Raw genomic sequence first — 17104 nt, 5'->3', positions numbered from 1 at the left:
AATTTCGGGATGAATTTTATATTCATCCCATTTTTTTTGAGTGCTAATGCAATAATTATAACCCCAAAAGGGCTTCGCTCTCCTTGCATTTTCTTGGGGGATATGCTACTAAAAAGCAGCCATCAATTTATGGCTAAAATTAAACCTGAAGGAGCTGCAATAAGTTTTCGGGAAGAAATTTCATTATATCTAAAGATATAGCCTACATTTTTCAAATTCATTCTTCACCACTTGAAAAAACCTTGGTATCTTGTGGAATCCTAAAAATTCCAAGGTTTTGACTATATCCATGATCGTAGCAAAAGCTACCAATAATGTAATCGGCAGGAATAACCAGTTAATCTGGAAATTATCAGCGGACCTACAACATTTCAAGAGACATACCACGGGGCACCTCATCCTGATGGGGCGGAAGACGTACGAGTCCATGGGGAAGCCACTTCCCAATCGCACCTCTGTGGTGATCACTCGAAATCCTAATTACAGCCTCCCTGACGGCCATTACGTGGTTCATAGTCTCGAGGAGGCCATCACCTTGGCAGAAAAACTCCAGCAGGAGAAGGTCTATATAATTGGGGGAGCGGAGATCTACAAGCTAGCCTTACCCATAGCAGACGAATTATTGATCACCGAGGTGAACTGTCAGCCTGAAGGAGACGCTTTTTTCCCAGAATTTAAAGAGGAAAACTGGAGAAAGCTGACAGAGGAAGTGCATCATAAGGACGAAAAAAACCAATTCGACTATACATTTGTTCATTATCAGAGAGCCTAATCAAGTATAACTATGAAAGCAGTAAATGCAGAAATAATTGCTATTGGAGATGAGCTTTTGTATGGGCAAATCATGGATACCAACAGTCATTGGATCAGCCAGCAATTGGATCAGATTGGCGTTCGTGTGGTTCGCAAAACCACGGTTGGGGATAATGAAAGGGATATTTTAGAGGCCTTCATGAAGGCTGAGGTCCGTGCAGATATCATCCTGATCACTGGCGGTCTAGGTCCCACCAAAGATGACCTTACCAAACCCCTGATGGCTAAATATTTCCAATGCGAGATAGTACCCAATGAGCAGGCAATAAAGGATGTGGAAACCTTCTTTGCCAAGCGTGGGCGTGAGCTCACCCCGCTCAACAAACTGCAGGGGCACCTTCCTAGCAAGTGTACTTATGTACCCAACGAACGGGGGACGGCTCCCGGAATGTGGTTTGAGGAGAACGGTGCAAAATGGATGTCAATGCCGGGTGTCCCCCATGAGATGAAATACCTAATGGAGGCCTTTGTCCTTCCAAAAATAAAAGAGCAATTTTCCCTTCCTGTCATCTATCATAAAGTCATCCGCACAGTGGGCATAGGGGAAAGCTGGCTTGCTGACCTGATCGCGACCTGGGAGGACCAGCTTCCAGAACATATTAAGCTGGCTTATCTACCTTCCTTAGGTCAGGTAAAGCTGCGACTGACGGCCTTTGGAGAGGATCACCAGCAGCTGAGTGATGAGGTACAGATGGAGGTAAAGAAAGTCTGTCCACTGATAAAAAACTATATCTACGGATATGATCAGGACACCCTGGAAGAGGCTGTAGGTCGCTTGCTAAAGAGTGAGGGCAAAACGGTATCCCTAGCAGAAAGCTGCACCGGAGGATATATAGCGCACTTGCTCACCAGCATACCCGGAAGCAGTTCTTATTTTAATGGGGCTATCGTCCCTTATCATAATCAGTTTAAGGAAAGTCTGGTGGATGTAAGCTCCCAAACCCTCCGTCAATATGGAGCAGTGAGCGAAGAAACGGTGGCAGAAATGGCCAACGGAGCGCGTAAGCGATTCCAGTCAGATTATGGGGTTGCAAGTAGCGGCATCGCTGGACCTGCCGGGGGCAGCAAGGACAAGCCGGTGGGCACCGTATGGATAGCCATCGCCTCCGCAGATGGGCTGGTCACCAGAAAACTCCAGCTGGCTTACGACCGACAGTTGAATATAGAACACACCGCCACGGCAGTATTAAATCTCCTCCGCAAGGTGATCAAAAAGCAGTAAAGACATATAATTTTGCAAACATGGTTTTGCAAATAGAAAATTAAAATATAATTTTAAATTATAGAAAATAGCCCAATTAAAGGAAATATCATATGGCAATTATAGAAATGGTAATGCCCAAAATGGGTGAGAGCATTATTGAAGGAACCATCCTTACCTGGCTCAAAAAAGAAGGCGACCAAATCGATCAAGACGAATCAGTACTGGAAGTGGCCACGGATAAGGTGGACACAGAAGTCCCTAGTTCTCATGCTGGCCTTTTGAAAGAAATCCTAGTAAAAGAGGGCGATGTGGTGGCCGTTGGTACCCCCATTGCATTAATAGAAACGCAGGACGAAGAAGAAAAAACCAGCCATAGTCCTACTTCTCAGGAGCCTAAAAAAACAAACGAAGATCCATCTATACAGGAAAATGAAGAGCTGCTCAGCGTAGCGCCAGCTCAGACCGCTTCCTTATTATCTAATTCCGGCAGTGCCATTAAGGACGATCGATTTTATAGTCCTTTGGTGCAGAGTATCGCCAAGGAAGAAGGCATAAGCAAAGACGAGCTCGCCCGCATAGCAGGCACAGGCAAAGAAGGCCGCGTCACCAAAAATGATATGCTGGCTTATCTAAAAGCCAAATCTGCCCCATCAGAAAACCATATCCCTAGTCAGAAAGTATCCGCAAGCGTAAGTGCCGGTGATGAGATCATCGAAATGGACCGTATGAGGAAGATGATCGCCGGAAGGATGCTGGAGTCTAAGCGAATCTCCCCTCATGTCACCTCCTTTGTGGAAGCTGATGTGACCAATATCGTGCTGTGGAGAAATAAGGTAAAAGAAGACTATAAAAAGAAAAACGGCGAGCCGATTACCTTCACACCATTTTTCATAGAAGCCGTGGCCAAGGCCATTCAGGATTTCCCTATGATCAATATCTCGGTGGATGGAGACACGATTATCAAGAAGAAAAATATTAATATCGGGGTGGCTGTCGCCCTTCCTTCTGGCAATCTCATCGTCCCTGTAATCAAAAAAGCCAATGAGCTGAACCTAACGGGCATCTCCAAAAAAGTGAATGACCTCGCCAGCAGAGCTCGTGCCAATCAGCTAAGTGCGGATGAACTGTCTGGTGGCACTTATACTATCTCCAATGTAGGGTCTTTTGGCAATGTAATGGGCACTCCCATCATTATGCAACCTCAGGTCGCCATATTGGCGGTAGGAAGCATTACTAAAAAGCCTGCGGTGGTGGAAACACCCACTGGCGATGTGATCGCCATTCGACATAAGATGTTCCTATCCCATAGCTATGATCACCGCGTCGTGGATGGCTCCCTTGGAGGAATGTTTGTCAAAAGAGTCGCTGAATACCTGGAAGCATTTGACCTCAATACCAAGGTATAGATTCCCTGGCTTAATAAAACATCTTAAGAGATTGCTTTAGAATTGCCTTCATCATCGCCCCAGTTGGGCATATCTGGTGAAGCCATCCACTGAGGCAATCTCTTCTTTTTTAACGCTTATCACCCCAATGGGTATTAAAGATTATAAAAAATTATCTAAGCCGATTTAGGTCCATTATCAGACATTCAGGCCGTAGCATTCTTTTATTTTGGCGACGAGGTCCTGGATTTTTATAGGCTTGGTGAGGTAGTCATCCATTCCTGCGGCATAGGCTTTTTCAATATCTTCCTTGAACACATTGGCTGACAAGCCGATGATCCGTACTTCCTTGCCTTTCTTCGTGCTTTTGATTTTTGTGGATGCTTCCAGTCCATTCATTATAGGCATCTGATAGTCCATAAATACCATATCATAATTTCCCTGAGCGATCGCCTCCACGGCTTCTTTTCCGGTGACCGCAGTATCCACCTCATAGCCCAATTGCTTCATGAGAAGCTTCATGAATTTAAGGTTAATATCATTATCCTCCGCCAAAAGAATCTTCACAGGGTATTTGTCTGCGATATTTGATAAACTATATTCATTGGTGGCATACTTATCCAACTCTCCCTGCTCCACTTCCGCACCTTCGGCGATTCGAGCAAAAACAGTAAATGAGAACTCAGAACCCCTGTCCACTTCACTCTCGATCTGCAGACTCCCACCCATCAGCTCTATGAGCTTATTGGCTATGGCAAGCCCCAGACCACTACCACTCTTTTCCTCTGCCGTACCACTTCCCGTTTGCGTAAATGGATTGATGAGGCTATGAACCTTGGATTTAGGAATGCCCACTCCTGTATCCTGAACTATGAAATAAATCATAAAATTCTTGTCCATGAAAGGCTCTCCTGACACTTTTATATTTACCTCTCCACCCCTTGGGGTGAATTTGATAGCGTTGCCAATGATATTAAATAGTATCTGATTCAGCTTTTCCTTATCCAAAATAAGCCACTTAGGGACATTTGGAGACACCGTGAGGTTAAGGTGCATGTCCTTTTTGAGGACCATTCCGGAGAAAATATTGATCACCTTATTCAACTCCTCCTGCAATCTCACACTGGAGAGATCCAACTCGAGCTTCCCCTCTTCTATCTTGGAGTAATCAAGAATATCCTTAATTATAGATAGTAAAGATTCCCCAGAGTCTTTGATCACGTCCACAATGCTAATCTGCTCATCTGTCAATTTGGTGTTCTCCAAAAGACCTATCATTCCCAATAGCCCATTCATTGGAGTTCGGATTTCATGACTCATGCTTGCCAGGAATTCGGATTTGGCCCTATTGGCACCCTCCGCCATTTCTTTGGCCTCCTTCAGGCCCTTTTCCCATAGTCGCTGCTCGGTGATATCTCTACCCACAGAAATCATCCGCTCATCATCCAACTTAAAGAAGCGCACTTCCAGGAACTTCTTCCCTGCGGGAAGGTTGAGCACCATCTGCTCTGTCTGTATCCTGCCCGTTTTTACGGCTCGATGCAGGGCATTTTCCATTTTCTCTCCCCATGGTGCAGGGATGATATCGCGGATGTTTTTGCCTAGGGACTCATCCGGAGGAGATACCAGCATATCAGTATCCTGAACATAATAGTCCAGATAGGTTCCGTTATAATCGTAAATAAAGATGATATCAGGAAGACTATTTAGCACGGACCTGAGTCTATTTTCACTCTTGATCAATTCCCTTTCTGCGAGAAACTTCTCATTGATATCGGTTCCTATTCCAATGCTACTTGTAAAATTCCCTTCCTCATCATAAAAGAGTTTTTCGAAAAGCTTAGTACGAATAGTACTTCCATTTTTCTTGATAAAACTCACCTCAAAACCTAAGAAAGGGGCTTGGGAATTAATGGCTTTTGCTGCCTTTTCCTGAATCTTACCAAGGTCCTTTGGCCCGATTAAGGATTTATTTTTTTTCAGAAACTCCGCTGGAGTATAACCCAGGACATCAAACACATTGTCACTTACCTGGGATACCTCCCCATTATAATTATGATAATATACGAAACCATTGGTTTCCTGAAGTAGCATCGTTTGCTGCTCAAATAGCTGATTTACCTCATTTGATTTGCGTTCCAGCTGTAAGTTTTTCTCATCAATACTTAAGGAGTGCTTCATCATCAGAAATATCACCAAAAGCAATAAAGCCAGCAATCCCGCAAATATCAAAAAGTAAGTATTATAGAGCCTGGATACGATAATGCTTTTATCCTGAGAAAAAACAAATGCAAATTTACCCTCCAGAGGGTATAAGCTAAATGGGTATTGGGCGACGATAGAGCTAATCGCATGATCATCAGCGGTGACAAAAACCCCATCATATACCCCTCTTAAGCCTCCTTGATATTCATTTTTTAGTACAGAAAGTGACTGCTCTGAGAACCTTATATAGGGGTACTGTGGGTTTTCTGTAATATTGGTAAGCTCATTATCCTGAAGATAAAACTTGTATCCACCAGGCCCAAGGAAATGATTAGAGGCATAATAATCCATAAAACGATCCAAATCCACGGAGGCAATTACCGTGACGGGGCTTTTGAGATTCTTTACCAAAACATAGCGACTGGGATCTTTGAAATTACGTGTGGAGGGTACAGGTGCTGATTCAAAATAATTATTATCCCTTAAAAAGTAAGCCGTCACCTCTGTGTCGGTCCTTACAAATAAGGTATCGATGAGCGTGCCATACGAATTTAGCAATTGGCGTGTTCGGGAATATTGGATGGCTGACTGCTCAGAACTCATCGTGCCTCCACCCTGATGGCTACTTGAGAAATAGCTCAAATCCTCGTATAATGTATTGAAACGCCTCTGGACTTCATTAGCAGCAATCTCCGTTTGCTTACTTAGAAACTCTTTGCTATTACCTAACAAGTTCTTTGTCAGGGTATTATAAAACAAATAAGCCAGAGAAAGAATCAAAATTACCGAGGTGACAGTCACCAAAGTAAGTAATTTGAATTTTTTTAATTCTTCTTTGTACTTCATGCCCCTCTAGTATGACTAAGCTTTAATTTCAAGGATATACCAATTCAGCAGGTTCATTTGCCGACAAAAAACGCGATACAAATTATTAGAAAGTTCATCGTCTATCTGATAAAAATTATCTTTTTCTAATAGGAATTTGGCAACCATTTTCCTCACTTCTTTACTTTTAGATTTAAACAAATTATAATCCCCTTTCCTGAAATTATCACTATTGATGGTCTGGACATAAGTGTGATTTCTTAAGGGAGGCAAATTCAGCAATTCTATTGCCTCATTGGTTCCTGCCACAATATTCCCAGATCCATCGATGATCAATAATTTCCGGTTTTTGAGATTTAGGTATCTCTTAATAATATCATTAATGGTAATATCTATCCCTAAAACCCCCGCTAACTTTTCATTTTCATAGATAGGGTGGATCAATGATAATATCCAGCCCCTACCTGCGGGGTCCACATAAATATCTTCTAACCACTTACTTTTTCGCTGAGGATTCCGTACCTCATCTGCCATATAATAAAAATTATATAAAGGCAAATTCATTTCGGCATCGAATACATTCAGCACATCCAAGGCAGGAAATATCCTACACATCTGTAAGGGAGTATTATAATAGACCTGAGCCACAAAAGGTGCGCTGGCATAGGTATATCTAAAAGCTGAATCAAGGTACTCCGTATAATACACCTGCTGCAATGCCTCTTCCTTATTTGGACTGATGGAAGACACATGCACAGAGCTGAAATTAGGATCCAATGTGTCTCGAAAGATCACCCCAGTGCTCGACTCAGAATACTGATCATGCTGAGCCCGACTAGCCAAATCCTCTTTCATATCATAAATAGAGGCGGTATGAGCCGCTAAATCAGCTATTACCACCTCCAAAGGAGCTAAATCCGATTCCATATCCTGTATAATCGAGTCTAAAGAAGAAAACTCATCGGTATAAACCTCTGTACCTTCATAAGTACAGCCATACGAATAGACCAAAAAGACAAGAATTATTACAGAATAAACATATTTCATCTATAAATATTTAAATAGATCTTAAATTTAAATATTTTCTAATTGAATTCTAAGTAATTGCCCCATCTCTTCGAATTTTTTATTTATTTCTGAAACGAAGTCCTCAGAATAAAATATCTCCAGGTCAGACTCCTCCAATATATCCATCTCATTCACCTTATAAGTCTGCTCCAGCATACCCTGCTCATACTTAATAAGATACTTATTATTCCAGGAGAAAACGGTGATTTTGGTAAAGCCTGAGGAGAGCTCTTTGACTACTCTCATGGGCGCTTCACTTCTGAGCTATAAGAAATCTCAGCAGACAGGGAAGCGGATACTGAGCAGTACTTATCCACCGAAAGTTTGATCACCTTGGCAAATTCCTCCTCTGTGGCATCGGGAGAAGTCAGGATAAACTTCATATGAATACTTGTATAAAAGGCAGGAACGCCATCGTTTCGATCTCCTTCCGTTTCCACTTGGAAGGCTTCCACCGTCTTTCGCTTCTTCTTCATCATCTGTACTGCATCCACTGAAGCACAACTGGCGACAGCCGACAGCACCAGGTCCATAGGAGATTGTGCCTGTTTCTTGTCTGCATCATACATATCGATCATGACCTTATTTCCCTGAGGATTTACCGCCTCATATTCATAGTCAGCCTTCATGGTGACTGTTACATTTCTCTTAGCCATCGCTATTTTATGTTTTAATTTATTTGAAATAGAACAATTTTACACTTTATAAATTCACTTATGTCATCGAAAGGGGTGAAATTGACATAAATAAACTTATCATTATTTTTTACTTTTCGCCAGGTCACCATTACATATTGCGCCTATATCGGCCCCCCACCTCATATAAGGCATGGGTGATCTGGCCCAAGCTGCATCTGGCTGCGGCTTTCATAAGCAAAGAAAACACATTCTCGTTTCTTACCGAAGCCTCTTTCAATTCATTTAATAAATCTTTGCTATTCCCCGCATTTTGCTTGCTAAGGCTATTTACCTGATGGATCTGCAATTCTTTCTCAGACTGCTCTGCGCGGATCACCTCTCCAGGCACCACGGTGGGCGAACCTGTGTCTGACAGAAAGGTATTTACTCCGATGATGGGGTATTCCCCGGAGTGCTTTTGACCTTCGTAGTACATGCTCTCCTCCTGAATCTTCCCTCTCTGGTACATGGTCTCCATGGCTCCGGTTACTCCTCCACGGTCACTGATCCGCTCAAACTCATGGTACACGGCTTCCTCTACCAAGTCGGTCAATTCCTCAATAATAAAAGCTCCTTGAAGTGGATTTTCATTTTTCGCTAGCCCCAGTTCTTTATTGATAATCATCTGAATGGCCATCGCACGCCTCACAGAAGCCTCCGTAGGAGTGGTAATCGCCTCATCAAAAGCATTGGTATGGAGAGAATTACAGTTGTCATACACGGCATTAAGTGCCTGCAAGGTGGTCCGAATATCGTTGAAATCGATCTCCTGCGCATGCAGCGATCTGCCCGAGGTCTGGATATGATATTTCAGCATTTGTGATCGGCGATTGGCGCCATACTTTTCCTTCATGGCGCTGGCCCATATTCTTCTGGCCACTCTTCCGATCACCGCATATTCCGGGTCGAGGCCGTTGGAGAAGAAGAATGATAAATTGCCTGCAAAATCATCTATCTTCATGCCTCTGGCGAGGTAATATTCCACGTAAGTGAAGCCGTTAGCAAGTGTAAATGCCAGCTGGGTGATCGGGTTGGCACCTGCTTCCGCAATATGATAGCCCGAGATACTGACTGAATAGAAGTTTTTGACCCCATGAAGGATGAAATATTGCTGCAAGTCCCCCATTAATTTGAGGGAGAATTCGGTCGAAAATATGCAGGTATTCTGCGCTTGATCTTCCTTAAGGATATCCGCCTGGACTGTTCCCCGCACCTGGGTCAGGGTCTCCTTTGCGATATTTTCATAGATATCTTTTGGCAGTACCTGGTCTCCGGTAAGCCCCAGCAACAGTAAGCCTAAGCCACTATGCCCCTCAGGAAGCTTGCCGTTATAGCGAGGCTGCTCCTCACCTTTTTCAGCAAATAGGCTCTTGATCTTTTCCTCCACCGCTTCTTTCATTCCATGGGAAAGAATGTACTTTTCGCACTGTTGATCAATAGCCGATAACATAAAATACGCAGTCATGATCGCCGCAGGCCCATTGATCGTCATGGATACTGAGGTCAGCGGGTCAGCAAGGTCAAAGCCAGAGTAGAGTTTTTTCATATCATCGAGGCAGCAAATATTCACCCCCGAATTCCCGATTTTACCATAAATATCCGGACGCCAATCTGGGTCTTCACCATATAAGGTAACCGAATCAAAGGCCGTAGAGAGCCGCTTTGCAGGAACTTCTCTGGAGATATAATGAAAGCGCCTATTGGTCCGCTCTGGCCCACCCTCTCCAGCAAACATCCGCGTTGGGTCTTCACCTTGGCGCTTAAAAGGGAATACACCGGCAGTAAAGGGATACTCTCCCGGTAAATTCTCCCTGAGCTTCCACCGTAAAAGATCGCCATAAGCCTCGAAGCGAGGAAGGGAAACTTTTGGTATTTGCGTTCCTGAAAGAGACTTATGTCTTGTCTTGATTTTAATTTCTTTCTCCCTCACCCAAAAGGAAAACTCCTCCTCCCTGTACTGAGCAGATAAGTTAGGCCACTGACGGATCCATTTGAGATTTTCTTCGCTCAGCTGTTCCTGAGCTAGCTTCAGCAGGGGCTGCAATATCTCCTCCCCCGCCATATTGTGTGATTTCATCCCTTCCTTCACCTTTTCAGCGGCATATAGCTGCTGGGCGGCTTGGATCTGATCCTCCACCCAGTCCAGGTGCTGGCGATGGCTTTCGGCTATTTCTGCCAAATACCGCACCCGCGAAGGAGGTATAATTCCAAAACTCTCCTTTGAGCCATCAATTTTCTTATTCGATAATACTAGTGACTCTAACCCTGCCAGCTTGAGCCTTTTGGCTAAGCTTTGGTATAAATCCTCCAGGCCTTGATCATTAAATTGGCTGGCCATAGTTCCAAAAACCGGCATACTTTCCGGGGCATCATGCCATAACCCTTTGTTTCTGGCAAACTGCTTTCGCACATCTCGCAAGGCATCTTCGGCTCCTTTTTTGTCAAACTTATTGATAGCCACGAAATCGGCAAAATCCAACATATCTATCTTTTCCAATTGGCTAGCAGCCCCAAATTCCGGTGTCATCACATATACCGATAAATCGGACAATTCGGCAACCGCCGAATCAGACTGACCAATGCCCGCCGTTTCCAGGATAATAAAATCGAAATCGGCCGCTTTCATCTGCTTCACACATGCCTCAAGACTTGAGGATACTGACTGATGGGCCTGCCGCGTCGCCATGGACCGCAGATATACCTGAGGATGATGGATGGCATTCATCCGAATCCTATCCCCCAATAAAGCACCTCCACTCTTCCTCCTCGTGGGATCCACACATAGAACGCCAATCTTCACCTCTGGCGAATCTGCCAGAAAACGACGAAGCAGCTCATCAACTAAACTTGACTTCCCAGCTCCTCCAGTTCCCGTGATTCCCACCACTGGAATCCCCTTGCCAGCCTCAGCAGCTGGTAATTCACTTTCATGGCCATTCTCAATAAGGGTCAGCGCTCTAGCCAGCCGCCCATAGGCAAACCCCTCGTTCGGAGCATCCCTAGCTATAGGTGCTTCCTCTACAGAGAAATCTGACTGCTCGACTAGGTCATTGATCATCCCCTGCAGTCCCATCCGCCGGCCATCATCCGGAGAATAAATTTTGGTAATCCCATACTCTTGCAATTCCCGGGCTTCTTCCTCTAGAATGGTTCCGCCGCCGCCACCGAAGATCCGGATATGGCTAGCCTCTCTTTGCGCCAGCAAATCCCTGATGTACTTAAAAAATTCAAGGTGCCCTCCCTGATAGGAGGTGATCGCAATCGCCTGCACATCCTCCTGAATGGCGCAGTCCACTATCTCCTGCGCCGAACGATTATGGCCCAAGTGAATCACCTCGCAGCCGGTGGACTGGATGATCCTCCGCATTATATTGATGGCCGCATCATGTCCATCAAATAAAGAGGCCGCAGTTACTATTCTAATTGGGTTTTTGGGTTTATATATTTCCATTAGGGATATTTTTATTACTTATAAATTGCTCTTCTTTTTCAATAATTATAACATTCACCTGCCAGTATCTCAGTCCATAAAGAATGCGCTCTTACCCAATACACTATCTCTTAATCTTCCAAGCACAGATAATAATGGTCTAAAATCACTCCGTTCTAAGGAGATATGCCTCACATTATTCTTTTTTGGGATGAGGCGAATATAGGAAATTTAGGGCGGAAAAGGCAGTGTCCAGACCACTAAGGTCTTTGACTTTTGGCAGGAATAAATGGATATTTTTATTTAGCACCACGGTGCAAAAGCATTCCTATAAATCTAGCACAAAGCCATCCGCCAGCTGAGTACCTCGATAGGCATAAGCTCAAAATGGATAACCTTATCTAAATCATCCTGGGCCAATATAAACCCTAGCTTTTATTTCATTGGATATGATTAAAATCATGTTTAGCACATAATCATTTCAAATAAGTAACAGATAAGGTATATTTAAATACATTTTTACCTAATCCCTATCATTAATATGGAGACCAAATATAGTACTGCCTCCGAGGCGGTAAAAGTCATCAAGAGCAATACCAGAGTTTTTGTGCATGGCAGTGCCGCCACCCCATCCACCTTACTTCAAGCGCTGGCTGACCGGCATGAAGAGCTATCCAATGTGGAAATCGTATCAATAACGACCCTGGGAGATATGCCCCTAGCCTCACCGGATTACGCCAAAAGTTTTTATATCAATAGCTTATTTGTATCTGCTAATGTCCGCGAGGCGGTCAACTCCAGTCAGGGAGGCTATGTACCCATTTTTCTGAGTGAAATAGGAATTCTCTTTCGCCGTGGCATATTGCCCTTGGATGTGGCCATCGTCAATGTCTCCCCGCCCGATAGCCATGGGTTTTGCACTTTGGGTGTTTCGGTAGATGTGGCTAAGCCAGCGGTGGAAACTGCTCGGCTGGTGATCGCCCAGATCAATCCCCATATGCCCCGCACCCATGGGGATGGGATGATCCATATTAGCAAATTTGCACATGTGGTGGAAGCAAATGATCCCCTGCCAGAGGTGGATTATTCTACCAAAATTGGGCCGAATGAACGTAAGATTGGGGATCATATTGCCAGCTTGATAGAGGATGGCAGTACCCTTCAGATGGGGATTGGCGCTATTCCAGATGCTGTGCTCGATGCCCTGCACCAGCATAAGGATCTCGGCATACATACCGAAATGTTCTCCAATGGTGTATTGGGCTTATTGGACAGCGGTGCTGTGACGAATAGATTTAAGGCCAAGCATCCAGGGAAAATCGTCAGTTCCTTTGCTGTGGGTAACAGAGCTCTATATGATCGTATTCATGATAATCCAGAAATGGGCTTCCATGAAACGGCCTATGTCAATGACACCGCGGTGATCCGAAGAAATCCAAAGGTAATCTCAATAAATTCCTGTCTGGAAATGGATCTCACCGGGCAGGTATGTGCCGATTCCATTGGTACTTATCACTATTCTGGGGTAGGTGGTCAAATGGATTTCATGAGAGGGGCGGCATTATCCGAAGGAGGAAAGCCTATCATGGCTCTGTCTGCCACCACCCGTAAAGGACAATCAAAACTGGTTCCCTTCCTCAAGCAAGGTGCTGGGGTGGTCACCACGCGGGCGCATATGCATTATGTGGTGACAGAATATGGAGTGGCCTATCTTTACGGTAAAAATCTTCGTCAACGAGCCATTGAATTAATGAATATCGCTGCCCCAGAACATCGGGAGGAACTAGAGCAAGAAATCATCAATCGATTTGGCGCTATAAATCATCCCGTAAGCTAAAAAAAATGCCCCCAGGAAGTATTAAACTATCTGGGGGCATATCTTCATTATACTCCTATTTCTTTTTCTACACGACCACATTTCAGCATTTTATCCCCATAATATGGGTTTCTGATCATTTTCTGGTCTGAGAGCCAGTATCCGCCTTTTCCGTCAAATGCCATTGGGCAATATTGCTTATAGACCACTCCCTCAGTGACCTGAGTATCAATAAGCTTCTCCACCGCAGTGGTAAGGTCCACAAAAGCGGTACGCTGAGAGGCGATATCCGAAGAGGAGCCAATCGCTTTTGCGGCTTCCTGTCCTTCAAAGCCCGCAGCTGCATGGCCTTCTATCTTCTGGCCGTAGGATTTGGCGGCATCAGCATCTCCTTGCACCAGGGCGGTCTTTAGGGCCACATAATCAGCAAAAACAGCACTCACTGTTTCATCCGAAAACTTAACCTCTGCATGTGACATCTCGTCCTCAGACGGACTGGCTGTCTCCTCATGCATTTCATGGTTTTCGTGATTGTCGTGGCCATTGTCATTGGTGGTATTCCCGCCACAGGCCATCATGACCATGGCTAAAATGAATACAGATGCTCCTGAAATAAATTGGTTATTTTTCATGCTATTATAATTTAGAAATTTAATTTATCGATTTTCAGTCAATTAACCATGATTTTTTGATTTCCCCACAGCGGAGCATGGACTCTCCAAAATAGGGATTTTTGATTTCTTTAAACTCACTCAGCCAGAAAGCTCCTTCATCCTCATCCGCCATCGGGCAATAATCCTGGTAAACCTCCTTGGAGGTACCATAGGTCTTTAATAATTCGATCATAGAAGTGGACAAGTTATAAAAGTCATCTCGTTGCTTAGCCAATTCGGAGCTGGCGGAGATATTCTCCACAGCCTGCTGAATGGCTGCAGCCTGCTCCACCCAGATTTTTTTAGCTTTCTCATTCATTCCATCTTTTGCAAATGCTGCGAGGTGTGCCCCCATGACCTTGGCCTCGCTACTGGCAGACTGATCGGTAGCCAATTTGTTTTTGATAGTAAAATAATCTTCTAACAGGCCATCAAAGGCCAGTTTCTGCTCCTGCGGAAGTGCTACCAGTTCACTGGAAGGAGGCTTCATCATGCTGTATTTTCCAGCCAACTGAGCAGCAGCATCCACTGCAAATAGCCCGTTGGAGACAATTCTATCGCCATCTTTCAGCCCTTTAAGCACCTCCTGCTGGTCGCCGGAAGTGGAACCTAATACTACCTCCCTCAGCTCAAAGACAGGATCCTCCGCTGTGCCTACCGCTAGGTAAACGACGGATCGCTTTCCTGTCCATAGTATGGCAGAAGAAGGAACGGACAAATATTGCTCCACTTTTTCACGCTGCTTCCGGGCAATAGTGGCATTGACAAACATCCCCGGCTTCAACAGCTTGTCCTTATTGGGCAGCTCGGCACGGACTCTTATGCTTCTGGAGTTCCCCGTCAAGACCGGCCCTACAAATGACACTGTGGCTTCAAATGTTTCCTGAGGTAAGGAAGGGATTGTAAATTCAATTTTATCACCTTCCTGAAAAGCCTGTGCGTCATTTTCAAAGACATCTAAGACGGCCCAAACCTTGGTCAGGTCGGTGATCTCGTAGAGCACCTGCCCTTTGGAAACATAATCGCCGGGAGCCACTTTCTTTTCAGTGACCACGCCATTACTATTGGCATAAACCTCAAAGGTGGCCTGATATCCCTCCTGCTCCAGTCTGTCTATTTGCTTCTCACTAAGCTGCCAGTTTTTCAGCTTCTGCCTGGCGGCTTGATAGATTTCCGGATTGGAGCTTTGCATCTTTTTGGCCTCCTCTAGTTCTTTTTTGGCAGATATAAGCGCAGGCACATATAGGGTCGCCAAGCGCTGCCCCTTGCTTACGGTCTGCCCTGTGAAGGCCACAAACAACTCTTCCACCCGCCCTTCAAAGTTGGCGGTAGCGGTCCTTACGGCTCTTTCATCGGCTTCGATTTTACCAGTCAGGCTTTTGGATACCGCTCCTGTCTCCGTGCCCACCTCAAGGGTACTGATATTGGCTAGGGCTGCTGCTTCGGCAGTCAGGGAAATATTTAGAGGGCCATTTGAGCTAGTACCTTGGTTTTGGCCACCCACGGGAATCAGTGCCATCCCACATATGGGGCAGCTGCCAGGGGTTTCCTGCCTGATCTGTGGGTGCATGGAACAGGTATATTCCGATCCTTCCTCATGCTGATGACTGATCTCATCTTCCGGAGTGGAGGAGCTTATCATTGCCCTGCTCAGTATTGCGCCAAGCAAAAAAGCACTGGCTATATATACAATCACTTTTATATTTTGCTTTTTCATTGCTCCAGGTTTAAGGCCATCATCTTTTCTATTTTAGCGAGGGCATTTAAGCCACGCACATTTTCTTCGGCCATTTTCATGACAAATTCAATTAGCTGATCATGGACAGTAAGTAAATTTTCAAAATCCTCCTCGCCGGCACTATATGCCGCGAACATCAGTTCACGGGTTTTCTCCAACAGTTCCACTTGAGTACGGTACAATTCCTCATTTCTATTAGCGGTACGCCATTCCAGAAAAGCCTCCTCCACCTCTGTTTTCAATCCAAGCTTCAGGTTTTCTTGCTTAGACATCGATGATTGGCGATACAGGTCACTTTGATTCTTTGCGGCTTTGATACTTTTGCGATAAATAGGTATCGAAATGCTCACCATTGGCATGACCATATTATGTCCCATTCCGCCCGGCACATAGCCTCCAGGTTCGCCAATCGCACCCTGAGGAGCACGGGCTGAATTGATCATATAATTTAAGCCTAAGCCAAAATTCGGCAAGCCTTGCTTTGCGGCGAGCTCGCCTTGGAGCTTATAGGCTTCCCCATCGGCCTGAAGTTCTTTAAGGCCGGGATTGGACACCAAGACAGAGTCCAGCACGGCTTCCTTTTCGTAAGAGATACTGCTGTTAATAAAGCTATGATCCATGGTGACTGGAGAGTCCTCCGCTCGGTTTAGCAGCAGGTTAAAGGTCAACTGCGCCAGCTGCAACTCATCCTCAAGCTGTGCCACCTTGGTTTCTTTAGCCTTCCGGGCAGACTGCACTTGCAGCACATCCGTAAGCTTCCCTGACACCCCTGGGGCGGCACCTTTGAACCGCTCCAGCGCAAGCTGCTCCATCTGACTGAGCAGTTCCAAGCTTCTTTTGACTTCAGTGAGGTGGTGATGGATTAGATAGATTTGGTAATAGGTGGTCTTCACCTCAAAAAACAAATCCTCCTTGCTAGTCTGAAATCTATAAAATGAACTTATGGCTTCCTTACTGGCCATATCCTTTTGAAGCTTCAGGGTGCCAAACCAAGGAAACTGCTGCATCACACTTAAATTGCCCTTTTGGTTTCCCATGAGGCTTCGCATATCCATCAAGTAAAAGCCAGTACTCAGCTCAGGATTTGGCAAAGTGCCTCGGCGATCGACCTCCTCCATTTTTGCCTGATATAGGGTATAGTCCGCCCGAAGCCCCGGATTATTTTCCGCCGCTTCCCAGAGGTAATCCTCCAGAGTCTGGGCATCCAGCGGCCTGCTGAAGAGGAGCGTAAATCCCATCATCAGCACGGCAAGCATTTTTAGTTTATTGTTTATGATAAATCTCATCTTA

General features: G+C 45.0%; 12 protein-coding genes. 4 read left to right on the top strand and 8 right to left on the bottom strand.

Translation table 11 applies throughout. The annotated features are described in order from the left end of the window. The first annotated feature begins 289 nt into the window (after nucleotides 1-289). From B050_RS0107175 to B050_RS0107165, 3 genes are all read left to right on the top strand, one after another. Nucleotides 290-772 (top strand): dihydrofolate reductase, encoded by a 483-nt coding sequence (locus B050_RS0107175; RefSeq protein ID WP_018473224.1) that lies wholly within the window; start codon nucleotides 290-292, stop codon nucleotides 770-772. A 12-nt stretch (nucleotides 773-784) separates the two neighbouring features. Beyond that, nucleotides 785-2035, top strand: a complete 1251-nt coding sequence (locus B050_RS0107170) for a competence/damage-inducible protein A (RefSeq protein ID WP_018473223.1) — start codon at nucleotides 785-787, stop codon at nucleotides 2033-2035. Between the two features lie 92 nt (nucleotides 2036-2127). Further along, entirely contained in the window at nucleotides 2128-3423 is a 1296-nt protein-coding gene (locus tag B050_RS0107165; RefSeq protein ID WP_018473222.1) for a dihydrolipoamide acetyltransferase family protein, read from the top strand. 177 nt (nucleotides 3424-3600) lie between these two features. Here B050_RS0107165 and B050_RS0107160 read toward each other — a convergent pair whose 3' ends face one another. The 5 genes from B050_RS0107160 to B050_RS0107135 all read right to left on the bottom strand — a co-directional run bounded on the left by B050_RS0107160 (nucleotide 3601) and on the right by B050_RS0107135 (nucleotide 11628). Then, the gene (locus tag B050_RS0107160; protein ID WP_018473221.1) at nucleotides 3601-6453 is read right to left on the bottom strand and encodes a PAS domain-containing hybrid sensor histidine kinase/response regulator; all 2853 of its coding nucleotides are present in this window, start codon (nucleotides 6451-6453) and stop codon (nucleotides 3601-3603) included. 15 nt (nucleotides 6454-6468) lie between these two features. Beyond that, complete coding sequence (locus B050_RS0107155; RefSeq protein WP_018473220.1) at nucleotides 6469-7479, bottom strand: cache domain-containing protein; 1011 nt, start codon at nucleotides 7477-7479, stop codon at nucleotides 6469-6471. A 27-nt stretch (nucleotides 7480-7506) separates the two neighbouring features. Continuing rightward, nucleotides 7507-7746 carry a hypothetical protein gene (locus B050_RS0107150; RefSeq protein WP_018473219.1) on the bottom strand — a complete coding sequence of 80 codons (240 nt, stop codon included), beginning with the start codon at nucleotides 7744-7746 and terminating at the stop codon, nucleotides 7507-7509. Beyond that, nucleotides 7743-8156 carry an OsmC family protein gene (locus B050_RS0107145; protein WP_026235711.1) on the bottom strand — a complete coding sequence of 138 codons (414 nt, stop codon included), beginning with the start codon at nucleotides 8154-8156 and terminating at the stop codon, nucleotides 7743-7745. Before B050_RS0107145 ends, B050_RS0107150 begins: the two co-directional genes overlap by 4 nt. Before the next feature lie 130 nt (nucleotides 8157-8286). After that, nucleotides 8287-11628, bottom strand: a complete 3342-nt coding sequence (locus tag B050_RS0107135; RefSeq protein WP_018473217.1) for a methylmalonyl-CoA mutase family protein — start codon at nucleotides 11626-11628, stop codon at nucleotides 8287-8289. Between the two features lie 520 nt (nucleotides 11629-12148). Here B050_RS0107135 and B050_RS0107125 point away from each other — a divergent pair. Continuing rightward, nucleotides 12149-13444 (top strand): acetyl-CoA hydrolase/transferase family protein, encoded by a 1296-nt coding sequence (locus B050_RS0107125; protein WP_018473215.1) that lies wholly within the window; start codon nucleotides 12149-12151, stop codon nucleotides 13442-13444. A gap of 47 nt (nucleotides 13445-13491) precedes the next feature. On the opposite strand, the gene B050_RS22095 is transcribed toward B050_RS0107125, so the two are convergent. Genes B050_RS22095 through B050_RS0107110 form a run of 3 tightly spaced genes read right to left on the bottom strand, consistent with a single transcriptional unit; the run spans nucleotide 13492 to nucleotide 17100 of the window. Then, entirely contained in the window at nucleotides 13492-14055 is a 564-nt protein-coding gene (locus B050_RS22095) for a DUF3347 domain-containing protein (protein WP_018473214.1), read from the bottom strand. Between the two features lie 34 nt (nucleotides 14056-14089). Beyond that, nucleotides 14090-15793 carry an efflux RND transporter periplasmic adaptor subunit gene (locus tag B050_RS22090; RefSeq protein ID WP_018473213.1) on the bottom strand — a complete coding sequence of 568 codons (1704 nt, stop codon included), beginning with the start codon at nucleotides 15791-15793 and terminating at the stop codon, nucleotides 14090-14092. After that, nucleotides 15790-17100, bottom strand: coding sequence for a TolC family protein (locus B050_RS0107110; RefSeq protein WP_157492598.1), 1311 nt, complete (start codon nucleotides 17098-17100; stop codon nucleotides 15790-15792). Before B050_RS0107110 ends, B050_RS22090 begins: the two co-directional genes overlap by 4 nt. Nucleotides 17101-17104 lie beyond the last annotated feature (4 nt).

This window comes from Echinicola pacifica DSM 19836 (assembly GCF_000373245.1).
Lineage (GTDB): Bacteria > Bacteroidota > Bacteroidia > Cytophagales > Cyclobacteriaceae > Echinicola > Echinicola pacifica.
Note: the sequence above shows the minus strand (reverse complement) of the source record. Positions and strands in the feature narration are given on the sequence as shown.

Coding starts and splice junctions, on each gene's coding strand:
- B050_RS0107175 (WP_018473224.1), top strand. CDS start 290: ATGATCGTAGCAAAAGCTACCAATAATGTAATCGGCAGGAATAACCAG.
- B050_RS0107170 (WP_018473223.1), top strand. CDS start 785: ATGAAAGCAGTAAATGCAGAAATAATTGCTATTGGAGATGAGCTTTTG.
- B050_RS0107165 (WP_018473222.1), top strand. CDS start 2,128: ATGGCAATTATAGAAATGGTAATGCCCAAAATGGGTGAGAGCATTATT.
- B050_RS0107160 (WP_018473221.1), bottom strand. CDS start 6,453: ATGAAGTACAAAGAAGAATTAAAAAAATTCAAATTACTTACTTTGGTG.
- B050_RS0107155 (WP_018473220.1), bottom strand. CDS start 7,479: ATGAAATATGTTTATTCTGTAATAATTCTTGTCTTTTTGGTCTATTCG.
- B050_RS0107150 (WP_018473219.1), bottom strand. CDS start 7,746: ATGAGAGTAGTCAAAGAGCTCTCCTCAGGCTTTACCAAAATCACCGTT.
- B050_RS0107145 (WP_026235711.1), bottom strand. CDS start 8,156: ATGGCTAAGAGAAATGTAACAGTCACCATGAAGGCTGACTATGAATAT.
- B050_RS0107135 (WP_018473217.1), bottom strand. CDS start 11,628: ATGGAAATATATAAACCCAAAAACCCAATTAGAATAGTAACTGCGGCC.
- B050_RS0107125 (WP_018473215.1), top strand. CDS start 12,149: ATGGAGACCAAATATAGTACTGCCTCCGAGGCGGTAAAAGTCATCAAG.
- B050_RS22095 (WP_018473214.1), bottom strand. CDS start 14,055: ATGAAAAATAACCAATTTATTTCAGGAGCATCTGTATTCATTTTAGCC.
- B050_RS22090 (WP_018473213.1), bottom strand. CDS start 15,793: ATGAAAAAGCAAAATATAAAAGTGATTGTATATATAGCCAGTGCTTTT.
- B050_RS0107110 (WP_157492598.1), bottom strand. CDS start 17,100: ATGAGATTTATCATAAACAATAAACTAAAAATGCTTGCCGTGCTGATG.